This is a genomic window from Parvibaculum sp., from assembly GCF_030694575.1.
In the GTDB taxonomy this organism is placed as follows: domain Bacteria; phylum Pseudomonadota; class Alphaproteobacteria; order Parvibaculales; family Parvibaculaceae; genus Parvibaculum.
The window spans coordinates 1-11249 of record NZ_JAUYUS010000078.1; the positions used below are offsets into that span (position 1 = coordinate 1).

Sequence of the window (11249 nt, forward strand, 5' to 3'; positions counted from 1 at the left end):
CGCTGGTCGCGAAACCGGACGACTATGCGAAACTCCCGGCGGAGGCGTTGCCCGATCCCGGCATGCAGCCGGAAGACGACGCGACGATCTTCTATACCTCCGGCACGACGGGCAAGCCCAAGGGCGCGCTCGGCTCCCAGCGCAACATCGTGACCAACCTGATGAACGCGATGCTTGGCGGCGCGCGCGCCTTCATGCGGCGCGGCGAGATGCCGCCCGCGCCCGACCCGACGGCGCCGCCGCGCGTGATGCTGCTGTCGGTGCCGCTCTTCCATGTGACGGGCTGCCACTCGATCCTCGTCGGTACCTATGCGAGCGGCGGCAAGCTCGTCATCATGCACAAGTGGAATCCGGAACACGCGCTGGAGCTCATCGAGCGCGAAGGCGTCACCTCCTTCGGCGGCGTGCCCGCCATGGTCTGGCAGGTGCTCGAGTCGCCGGAGTTCGCCACGCGCGATACCTCAACCGTCGAGTCGATCGGCTACGGCGGCGCGCCTTCCGCGCCCGATCTCGTCGCGCGCATCAAGAAGCAGTTCCCGAAATGCCACCCCTCGAACGGTTACGGCCTCACCGAAACCTCCGCCATCACGACGCAGAACCTCGCGGAGGATTACGTGGCGAAGCCGGACAGCGCCGGCCCCGCCGTGCCTGTCTGCGACATCAAGGTTGTCGATGAGAAGGGCAACGAAGTGCCGCACGGCCAGGTCGGCGAACTCTGGATCAGGGGTCCGAACATCGTGAAGGGCTACTGGAACAAGCCGGAAGCGACGGCGGCCGCGATCACCGAAGGCGGCTGGTTCCATTCGGGCGACCTCGTGCGTATGGACGATGAAGGCTTCGTCTATATTCTCGACCGCGCCAAGGACATGCTGATCCGCGGCGGCGAAAACATTTACTGCGTCGAAGTGGAAGACGCGCTCTACGCGCATCCCGCCGTGATGGACGCGGCGGTCGTCGCGATCCCGCACAAGGTGCTCGGCGAGGAAGTCGGCGCCATCGTGCAGGTCGCGCCCGGCAAGCAGGTGAGCGAGGAAGAACTGCGGGCGCATGTCGGCAAGCTGCTTGCGGCCTTCAAGGTGCCGATCAAGATCGAGCTTCGGCACGAGCCGCTGCCGCGCAATCCGAACGGCAAGATCCTGAAGACGGTGCTGCGCGAAGACATGAAGAAATACGAAGGCTACCGCGCGGCCTGAGCCCTACCCCAACGTCATCGCGGGCTTTCCGCGGCGAAGCCATCCGGGCGTGAAAATCCCGGATGGCTTCGCTATGCTTGCGCCAACGATAAAAGGGAGGAATGAAGATGAAGGTATCACTCGAAGGCCGCGTGGCGCTGGTGACGGGCGGAAGCCGCGGCATCGGCCGCGCGATCTCGGTCGCGCTTGCCGAAGCGGGCGCCGATGTCGCCGTCAATTACCGGCGCGACGAGGAGGCGGCGAACGAAACCGTCGAGGCGATCAAGCGGCTCGGCCGCAAGGCGAAGGCCTATTCGGCCTCGGTCGAGAATTTCGAGGAAGACCAGAAGATGGTCGCCGACGTGCTGAGGGATTTCGGCTCCATCGGCATTCTCGTCAACAATGCGGGCATCGCCTCGCGCGGCCAGACGGTGGCGGACACCGATCCGCTGGAACTCGAGCGCGTGCTGAAGGTGCATGCGATGGCGCCGCATTTCATGTCGAAGCTCGTGATCCCGCATATGCGCAAAGAGAAGCGCGGCGACATCATCATCATCTCGTCGGTCGCGACGCTGAGCCATTCGGCGAATGGCGGGCCCTACAATATGGGCAAGGCGGCGGCGGAAGCGCTGGCGCTGACGCTCGCCAAGGAAGAACGGAAATTCGGCATACGGACGAATATCGTCGCGCCCGGCCTCACCGACACCGACATGGGCTCGCGCCTTGCCGCCGCCCGCGCGGGCAAGAAGGACATGGACATTCACGAACTCGACGCCAACATGCCCTTCGGCCATGTCTGCGGACCCGACGAGGTGGCGGCGGCCGTGGTCTATCTGGTGTCCGACGCGAACCCTTACGCGAACGGCCAGAAGATCAATATCGACGGCGGCGGGCCGCTCTGAAAGAGACCGCCGGAGGTCTCTCGAGCGGTAACGCAAACGCTCAAAACGACGTGGCTGTCATCGAATTGTCATTGATCTGTCACAAAGACATTCAGGCGTCTTTTTCGCCTGCGGGCGGGGGACTTGTCCCCGCCCCGCAGGCGGAAAATCCGTGTGGGAAAAGAATTTATCCCCGGTTTCCGCGTGTGGGATTTTCGACCGTTTCGAATCGCTAGCTGCAATAGCGGCGAAAAAAACTTGTCCCCGGTTTTGAAGGTGGACCGGAACGGCCGGTGCGTAATCTTCGCGAGCCCGGTCCGGCGGGCGTCGGGCAGCATCAGTCCGCCCGCAGCCGCCCGACGACCCGCTCCGCTTCCGCAGGCGGCACGGCGAGCGCCAGCAGGATCATTCGGCACAGGCCGCGCGCATAGGCGGCTGAGCCTTGGCCGGCGAGCTGCGTTTTCATCCCGGCACGGACGGTGCCGACGACGAGGTCGCGCGCGGCGTCGAGATTGTCGTAGTGGAGACGCCCGGCCTTCAATCCGGCTTCGAGGTCGGGAGCGGGATAGGCGCGGAGGTCCGCGTTCACGGTTTCGGTATTGCCCGACAAGGCAAAGACCAGCCAGCCCCAGACCTGGTCCTCTCCCGATCGCATCAGGATGTGCCATGCCTGCGCGATCAGCCGTTCGGCGGGATCGCTCACAGCGGCGCAGGCATCGCGGATTTCCAGAAACGGATCCTTGCCGACCTGCGTCCAGAGCGCCTCCAGCAAATCCTCGCGGGTGGGAAAGTAGTTGTAGAAGGTCCCGCGCGCGACGCCGGCGGCCTGAATGAAATCGTCGATGGTTGCGTTCTTGTCGCCGCCGGTGGCGATGACGCGCGCGGCGGCGGCGATGAGCTTCTGCCGCGTCTTCTCGCGGCGCTCCAGTCCGATCTCGGCGCGCCGGAGCGCGGTTCCGCCAGCCATTCTCACTCCGAACATATTGAGTCGCGGGATAATTTATACATAAGTAGTCCATATTGACAAAATATGTCCAATTTCATATTCTGCCTGAAATCGCGCTGTAATGGTTTCGGGGAGGAAATCGATGGCCGCGCCGGGCGAGTTTCCGAGGAACGAACCTTTCGACGTCGAGAGCCTGCCGATGCTTGACGCCGATCAGGTCGGCCATCTGCGCCGCATCGAAAATCTGTCCTCACTTCTGCCGGACGACTGGTCGGGCATGCAGGGCAAGTCGTCCCTGCAGGAAGATTTCGGCGGGCTGCGCTTTCAGCTCGCCTACATGTCCTACGCGCTGGCGCTGACGCACAGGCATCGCCTGCCCGCGGCGCCCGGCCTCTTCCGCAAGACCTTCCAGCGACTGATCGAGAAGATGCTCTCGCCCGACGTCTGGACCTATTGGCATTATGTCAGCACCGGCAACGGCCCGATCAATTCGGCGCAGGGCGAACTGCCCGCCGAGTGGAATCCCGTGGTCAAGGACAACATCATGTACAGCGCCTATCTGCAGTCGATGGCGCTGCTCTATCACTACATGTTCAACGACGGCCGCTATGCGGAGCCCGGCGCGCTCACGATGGAGCTGAAGCCGCTCTACTGGGGCGCGGGCGGCAAGAAGTTCGTCTATGACGAGCGCTCGCTCAACGATCACCTCTACTGGATGATGGTGGAGAAGGGCTATCTCGGCATCGCCTGCGAACCGAATTGCGTCTTCCAGATCTGCAATCAGGTGCCGATCCTCGGTTTCCGCTTTCACGACATGGTCTATGGCGGCTCGCTGGCGAAGGACACGACGGACGGCTATCTGCGCGCCTGGTCGGATTTCGGCATCGCGAACGAGCGCGGCCATTTCAACATGATGGTGCAGGAGATCGAGCGGAACCTGATCCCGACCGAAGCGCCATGGATCGATTTCTGGCTGGGCTCGCTGATGCATGCCTGGAATCCGGGCTTCGTCGAGGAACATTATCCGGCGCAGATTGCGCGATGGGGCGAACCGGGACCGGACGGCACACTATGGGTGAACGAAACGCCGGGCATTCCGAGCAGCCTCGGCTTTACCTCGGCGCGCGATTTCGGCTGGGCGGCGGTCTGCGCGTCGGAGGTCGGCGATGAGGAATCGCTTTCGAAGATGCTTGGCTATGCGGACAGGTTCCTGCATCGCACATGGTCCGATGGCGGCCTCCATTATCGCCGCCACGACGAATCTTTCGACGGGGAAGGGCGCTTCAGCGCCATGGACCCGCATACCGGCAACGCGCTTCTCGGTTATGCGCGCCTCAATGTGCCGGGCGGTCTCGAGAAACTTTATGCGGAACCCTGGCACGAAGGTCATTTCGAGGAACCGGCGCTCGCCGGCATTTCGGATAATGCCGATGTGCTGCGCGCGCGTTTCGAGCGCGACGCACAAAGCCTTGTGCTGACGCTGAGCCCGCGCGCCGACCGCGCCGGCAAGGTGCGACTGGAACTGGAGAATATCGGGAAGCGAGGCCCCTGGACGCTCGACATCGACGGCGCGGCCGTGCTCTCGGGCGATGGCGCATCGCTTGACGCGCCCAAGGGCGCCGTCGCGGCGAAATGCGAGACCGGCCTGCTCCATATCGAATGCGCGATCGATCGTCCGTCGAATTTCGTCCTGACCTTCCATTGAGGAGAAGGGCATGATCGAAGGCACATTCTCGCTCGCCGATCACGATGGAAACCACGTCACGGAAGCGAGCTATCGCGGCCGGTTCATGCTGGTCTATTTCGGCTTCACCCATTGCCGGAAAGTCTGTCCGCGGTCGCTTGCCCGGATGACCGCCGCGCTCGACGCACTGGGCGCGCTCGGCCGCCATGTCGCGCCGCTCTATATCACCGTCGACCCGGAACGCGACACGGTGCCGGTGATGAAGGCGTTCCTCGCAGCGAACTTCCCGCGCTTCACCGGCCTGACGGGAAGCCGCGAGGCCATCGACAGCGCGAAGGCCTCCTTCCGCGTTTTCACCCGCAAGGGGCCGGACCCCGAAGATGCCGAAGGCTATGCAGTGCCGCATACGGCCTTCGCCTATCTGCTGGGCCCCGACGGAAAATACCTGACGCATTTCACGGACACGGTCGACGAAACGGAAATGGCAGACCGGCTGCGCAGCGTGCTGACTGACGCCGGCGCGGCGGCCTGAGACGGAAACAACAAACAGAACGGGGAGCGGCAATGCCGGACATGCAAGCGGCCGTCACGCGCGAGAAGGAAGGCCCCTTCACCATCGAAAGGGTGACGCTGGAAGACCCCCGCGACAATGAGGTGCTGGTGCGCATCAAGGGCGTCGGCATGTGCCACACCGATCTCGTGGTGCGCGACCAGTATTTTCCGACGCCGCTTCCCGCCGTGCTCGGCCATGAGGGCGCGGGCGTGGTGGAGAAGGTCGGAAAGTCCGTCACCAAGGTCGCGCCCGGCGATCATGTCGTGCTGAGCTATGCGAGCTGCGGCACCTGCGCCAATTGCCAGCGCGGGCTTTACGGCTATTGCCCCGATCTCTATGGCCGGAATTTCAGCGGCGCGCGGCCGGATGGTTCCTCGCCCTGCTGCGGCCAGAAGGGAGAGCGCATCAGCAGCTATTTCTTCGCGCAATCTTCCTTTGGCGAGTATGCGCTTGCGACCGAGCGCAATGTGGTGAAGATCGCAAAGGACGTGCCACTGGAAATCATGGGTCCGCTGGGCTGCGGCATCCAGACCGGCGCGGGCGCGGTGATGAATGCGCTGAAGCCCGGCGCCGGTTCGAGCATCGCGATTTTCGGCGCAGGCTCCGTCGGCCTCGCCGCGATCATGGCGGCGAAGGTCGTCGGCTGTACGACGATCATCGCGGTCGACCTGAACGATCAGCGCCTCGCGCTGGCAAGGGACCTCGGCGCCACCCACACGCTTCATGGCGATGCGGAGACCGTAGAGGCCATTCAGGCGCTGACGGGCGGCGAAGGCGTGCAGTTCTCGCTCGAATGCACAGGGCTACCGCAAGTCGTGCGTCGGGCGGTCGATTGCCTGAGACTCACCGGCATATGCGGCATCATCGGCGTCGCGCCGCTCGGCACCGAATTCAAGCTCGACATGAACGCGGTGCTGTTCGGCCGGACGGTGCGCGGAATCATCGAGGGCGACAGCATTCCCGACATCTTCATTCCGCAGCTTGTCGAACTCTGGAAACAGGGCCGCTTCCCCTTCGACCGGCTGATCCGTTTCTATCCGCTCTCCGAAATCGAGGAGGCGGCGCATGCCTCGGAACGCGGCGAGGTTCTCAAAGCCGTTCTCCTGCCCGGCCAGTGAAAGAACAAGCCAAGGCACCTTTCCCCATTGAGCGGCAGGCGGCGCACGCCGATAATGGCGCCGGGAACGAGGGAGGAAGAGATGAAGGAAGCGCATGTGCGCGGGGTGGCAACGCCCGCGCTTCGCGAAGATACCATCGGCGACGCGCTGACGGCGGCGGCGGAAGCCTGGCCCGAGCGCGAGGCGCTGGTTTCCGTGCATCAGGGTGTCCGCTGGACGTATCGCGCGTTGAACGAGAAGGCGGAGGCGCTGGCGGCGGGGCTGTTCGCGCTGGGGCTGCGGCGCGGCGACCGGCTCGGCATCTGGGCGCCCAATTGCGCCGAATGGACGCTGACGCAATTCGCGACCGCCAAGGCCGGCATCATTCTCGTCAACATCAACCCGGCCTACCGGCTGTCCGAACTCGAATACACGCTGAACAAGGTGGGCGTGAAGGCGCTGGTGACGCCGGAGCGCTTCAAGACATCCGAATATGCGGCGATGGTGGAAGAACTCGCGCCCGAGATCGCGCGCGCGGGCGGCACGATCGCCTCGGCACGGCTGCCGCATCTGAAGCACGCGATCCTGATCGGCGGGAGCCGCAAGGGCTGGCACGCCTTCGACGAGGTGGCGGGGCTTGCAAGCGATGCCGACCGGCGCGCCATTGCCGGCACGGCACGCGAACTCGATTGCCGCGACGCGATCAACATCCAATTCACCAGCGGCACGACGGGACTGCCGAAAGGCGCGACGCTGTCGCATCACAACATTCTCAACAACGGCTTCTTCGTCGGTCGGAGCGTCGGGCTCAAGGAAGGCGACCGGCTCTGCATTCCCGTGCCGCTCTATCACTGTTTCGGCATGGTGATGGGCAATCTCGGCTGTCTGACGCATGGCGCGACCATGGTCTATCCGGCGGAAGCCTTCGATCCGCTGGCCGTTCTGCAGGCGGTCGAGAAGGAACGCTGCACGGGGCTCTACGGCGTGCCGACCATGTTCATCGCGGAACTCGGCCACCCCGACTTCGCGAAGTTCGACCTCTCCTCGCTGCGCACGGGCTGCATGGCGGGCTCGCCTTGCCCGGTGGAGGTGATGAAGCAGGTGATCTCCGCCATGAACATGAAGGACGTCACCATCGCCTATGGCATGACGGAGACGAGCCCGGTGAGTTTCCAGACCGGCGAGAGCGACCCGCTGGAGCGCCGCGTTTCGACCATCGGCCGGGTTCAGCCGCATCTCGAATGCAAGGTGGTGGACCTCGATGGGAAGACAGTCGCTTGCGGCGAGCCGGGCGAACTTTGCACGCGCGGCTATTCGGTGATGATCGGCTATTGGGACGATGACGAGAAGACGGCGGAGGCGATCGACAAGGAAGGCTGGATGCACACCGGCGACCTCGCGACCATCGACGCCGAAGGCTACGGCAATATCGTCGGGCGGCTGAAGGACATGGTGATCCGCGGCGGCGAAAACGTCTATCCGCGCGAGATCGAGGAATATCTCTACCGCCATCCGAAGGTGGAAGACGTCGCCGTGGTCGGCGTGCCAGATCCGAAATTCGGCGAGGAAATCTGCGCCTGGGTGAAGCTGAAGCCCGGCGAAAGCGCCACGGAGGACGAGATCAAGGGCTTCTGCAAGGGCCAGATCGCGCATTACAAGGTGCCGCGCTATGTCCGCTTCGTGACGGAATTTCCGATGACGGTGACGGGCAAGGTGCAGAAATTCCAGATCCGCGACGCGATGATCGCGGAACTGAAGCTCGAAATCGCGAAGACGGCTTGACCTTCCAGTTCTGGAAGGTTGCATAGTTTCGTCATGACGAAGCTGCGGTCTCATATTCTGGCCCTTTATGTCGCGAGCCTTGTGCTCGCGGCGGGCGCCTGGTGCGCGCCGGTGGCGGCATCTCACCCTCATGGGCAGGAGGCCGGAACAGGTCACGCGCATGACGCCGCTGCGGGACATGGCGATCACGGGCGCGCGGGCGAAGCGGCGCTGCACGATTGCGGAATGGACGAGGCGGCCTGTGCCTGCGCCGGTTCTTCCGAAGGGATGCTTTCCGCCGTCCTGACGGCGCGCGACGACCGGACGGAAACGGGAATGGCCGCGCCGCTCCGGACCCTTCCCCAAGCGGTTTTCGCGCCGCAAGGACTTTCGCCGGAAGCGCCGCCGGACCGACGAAGACGGCTGACGCAATCCTATGACGAGATTTACGGCCGGACAGGCCGGATGCTGATCTAGCTCCTCCTTCGCTTGAGGCGGGCGCGTCATTCCGCGCGCCCCTGTTTCAACCGAACGGAGTGGAGCTCATGCTTTCACCTTACAGGCTCGCCGCCGCAGCGTTGTTCTTCGCATTGCCCGTGCAGGCGGGCACCTATGACCTCACGGTCGAAACGGCGGAAGTGACGGTCGGCGGCAGCCGCGTCGAGAAGATGACCATCAATGGCGGCGTGCCGGGGCCGACGCTCAGGCTGCGCGAGGGCGAGGCCGCGACCATCACCGTCACCAACAGGACGGGCGAGGCGACCTCTGTGCATTGGCACGGCATCATGTTGCCGGGGATCATGGACGGCTCGCCGGGCTTCAACGGCTTCATGGGGATCGCGCCCGGTGCGTCCTACACTTATACGTTCGACATCAGGCAGAGCGGCACCTACTGGTATCACAGCCATTCCGGCACGCAGGACCAGAGCGTGTTGGGCGCCATCGTGATCGAGCCGGCGGCACCATCGCCGGTTGAGGCCGACCGCGATTATGTGGTGCTGCTCGGCGACATCACGCCGGAAGATTCGGACCGTGTGCTGCGCAACCTGAAGGCCGATCCCGGCTACTACAATTACAACAAGCGCACGCTCATCGACTTCTTCCGCGATACGGGAGAACAGGGCCTCGGCACGGCGCTGGAGGACCGGCTCCACTGGGGCGCGATGCGCATGGACCCGACCGACCTTGCCGATGTGACGGGCTATGAATTTCTCGTCAACGGCAAGGCACCCGAGGAGAATGAAACATTCGTCTTCAAAAAGGGCGAGCGCATCCGCCTGCGGATCATCAATGGCTCGGCGATGACGCTGTTCGATGTGCGGATTCCGGGCCTCAAGATGAAAGTGGTGGCGGCGGACGGCAACGACGTCGTGCCGGTGACGGTGGATGAGTTCCGCATGGGTGTCGCGGAACGCTACGACGTGATCGTGGAGCCGGAGGAGGACGTGGCATACACGCTTTTTGCGGAGGCGATCGACCGCGTGGGCTATGCACGGGCGACGCTCGCGACATCGGCCGGCGCCGAAGGGCCGATCCCTGAACGGCGGCCGCGCGCGCTGCTGAGCATGGCCGATATGGGCATGACCCATGACGAAAGCGGCATGAGCGGCATGGATCACGAGGGCATGGATCATCAAGGCATGGACCATGGAAGCCACAGCATGCAGAGCCCGCCGCGTGAAACGCGCCCCGTGGGCTGGGCATCGGGCTTTCCGGCGGGCGCGAAGGTGCTCGACTATGGCGACCTGCACGCGCTCACGCCTCATGCCGACAACAGCGCGCCGGCCCGCACCATCGAGATGCGGCTGACCGGCAACATGGAGCGCTATGTCTGGACGCTGAATGGCGCGCGCTTCGACGAGGCGCCGCCCGTTCGCGTCCGCTATGGCGAGCGCGTCCGTCTCAGCTTCGTCAACGAGACGATGATGGCGCATCCGATGCACCTGCACGGCATGTTCTTCGAACTGGAAAACGGCAGCGGCGACAGGCGGCCGCTGAAGGACACGGTGATCGTGCCGCCGGGAAAGTCCGTCTCGGTGGTGCTGACGGCGAAAGAAGTGGGCGCCTGGCCGCTTCATTGCCACCTGCTCTATCACATGGTGTCCGGCATGATGTCGCGCTTCATCGTCGAGCCACCGGGCACGGCGGAGAGCGGCATCACCGCCGACGGCGCGGTCGTGCCGATGGGCGTGACGGAACACGGGCGCGCGCATGATGCGCATGCCGGACATGGAGGCATGTGATGAAGAAGATCGCACCCGGCATCCTTGCCCTCGCTCTCGCCCTGCCGCCGCATGCCGCCGCGCAGGAAGCGCATGCGGCTCATGGCCCCGATCTCTTTCACAGGATACAGACGGACCTCGATTATACCGGCCGGCATGGCGGGCTCTGGAACTGGAATGTCGATGGCTGGATCGGCGGCGATGTCGAGCGCCTGTGGATCCGTTCGGAGGGCGAGATCGAAGACGGCGATTTCGAGCGGGCGGAAGTACAGCTTTATTACGGGCGGAACGTCCATCCCTATTGGGACGTGCTGGTGGGCGTGCGGCAGGATTTCGCGCCGCGCGGCGAAACCTATCTCGCGGCGGGCGTCACCGGCCTTGCGCCTTATTTCTTCGAGACGGAAGCGACCGCTTTCGTTTCAACGCAGGGCGACGTCTCGGCGCGGTTCGAACAGAGTTTCGAGCTGCTTCTGACGCAGAGGCTGATCGCCGAGCCGCATGTTGAATTGAATCTCTTCGCGCAGGACGTACCGGAGCTTGGCGCCGGCGCCGGCTTCAGCACTGTCGAGGCCGGAGTTCAGCTTCGCTACGAAGTCACCCGCAAATTCGCGCCCTATGCCGATCTCGTATGGGAGCGCGATCTCGGCGAGACAGCATCGATAACGCGCGCAGGCGGCGAAGACGTGGAGGATACGACGCTGCGCTTCGGCGTGCGGATGTGGTTCTGACGGCGCCTACTCGGCGGGCGACAACAGGCCCGCCGGTTCCTCTTTCTTCTTCGGGCGGAAGAGAGACGGCATGACGTTGATGAGCGAGAGGAGGACGGCCGAGGCGTAGGGCACCGACTGCACGAGCAGCACGCCGACCCAGAGACGCGAATGGCTGTCCGCGAAATCGGGGCTCATCAGGAAAGCGGCGGTGAGGCCCCAGAGC

Annotated in this window: 11 protein-coding genes; 9 read left to right on the plus strand and 2 right to left on the minus strand. The window is 64.2% G+C overall.

What is annotated here, in order from left to right:
- Together Q8S60_RS11345 and Q8S60_RS11350 are read left to right on the plus strand one after the other, a co-directional pair.
- A partial coding sequence (locus Q8S60_RS11345; protein ID WP_305668566.1) for a class I adenylate-forming enzyme family protein occupies positions 1 to 1193 on the plus strand: 1193 nt, incomplete at its 5' end.
- Positions 1194 to 1300: 107 nt separating this feature from the next.
- Positions 1301 to 2074, plus strand: coding sequence for an SDR family NAD(P)-dependent oxidoreductase (locus tag Q8S60_RS11350; protein WP_305275988.1), 774 nt, complete (start codon positions 1301 to 1303; stop codon positions 2072 to 2074).
- A gap of 316 nt (positions 2075 to 2390) precedes the next feature.
- Here Q8S60_RS11350 and Q8S60_RS11355 read toward each other — a convergent pair whose 3' ends face one another.
- Complete coding sequence (locus Q8S60_RS11355) at positions 2391 to 3020, minus strand: TetR/AcrR family transcriptional regulator (protein WP_305275989.1); 630 nt, start codon at positions 3018 to 3020, stop codon at positions 2391 to 2393.
- A gap of 121 nt (positions 3021 to 3141) precedes the next feature.
- Between Q8S60_RS11355 and Q8S60_RS11360 the strand changes: the two genes are divergently transcribed.
- From Q8S60_RS11360 to Q8S60_RS11390, 7 genes are all read left to right on the plus strand, one after another.
- Positions 3142 to 4704, plus strand: coding sequence for a hypothetical protein (locus Q8S60_RS11360; RefSeq protein WP_305275990.1), 1563 nt, complete (start codon positions 3142 to 3144; stop codon positions 4702 to 4704).
- A gap of 10 nt (positions 4705 to 4714) precedes the next feature.
- Positions 4715 to 5215 carry an SCO family protein gene (locus tag Q8S60_RS11365; RefSeq protein WP_305275991.1) on the plus strand — a complete coding sequence of 167 codons (501 nt, stop codon included), beginning with the start codon at positions 4715 to 4717 and terminating at the stop codon, positions 5213 to 5215.
- A gap of 32 nt (positions 5216 to 5247) precedes the next feature.
- Positions 5248 to 6354, plus strand: coding sequence for an NAD(P)-dependent alcohol dehydrogenase (locus tag Q8S60_RS11370; RefSeq protein ID WP_305275992.1), 1107 nt, complete (start codon positions 5248 to 5250; stop codon positions 6352 to 6354).
- An 81-nt stretch (positions 6355 to 6435) separates the two neighbouring features.
- A complete protein-coding gene (locus Q8S60_RS11375) occupies positions 6436 to 8115 on the plus strand; it encodes an AMP-binding protein (protein WP_305275993.1) in 1680 nt (559 codons plus the stop codon).
- A 33-nt stretch (positions 8116 to 8148) separates the two neighbouring features.
- Positions 8149 to 8571 (plus strand): hypothetical protein, encoded by a 423-nt coding sequence (locus Q8S60_RS11380; RefSeq protein ID WP_305275994.1) that lies wholly within the window; start codon positions 8149 to 8151, stop codon positions 8569 to 8571.
- A 68-nt stretch (positions 8572 to 8639) separates the two neighbouring features.
- Positions 8640 to 10337, plus strand: a complete 1698-nt coding sequence (locus Q8S60_RS11385; protein WP_305668567.1) for a multicopper oxidase domain-containing protein — start codon at positions 8640 to 8642, stop codon at positions 10335 to 10337.
- Positions 10337 to 11044, plus strand: a complete 708-nt coding sequence (locus Q8S60_RS11390) for a copper resistance protein B (protein ID WP_305275996.1) — start codon at positions 10337 to 10339, stop codon at positions 11042 to 11044. Before Q8S60_RS11385 ends, Q8S60_RS11390 begins: the two co-directional genes overlap by 1 nt.
- A 6-nt stretch (positions 11045 to 11050) precedes the next feature.
- Here Q8S60_RS11390 and Q8S60_RS11395 read toward each other — a convergent pair.
- The coding region (locus tag Q8S60_RS11395; RefSeq protein WP_305668568.1) for a hypothetical protein at positions 11051 to 11249 on the minus strand (199 nt) is incomplete at its 5' end.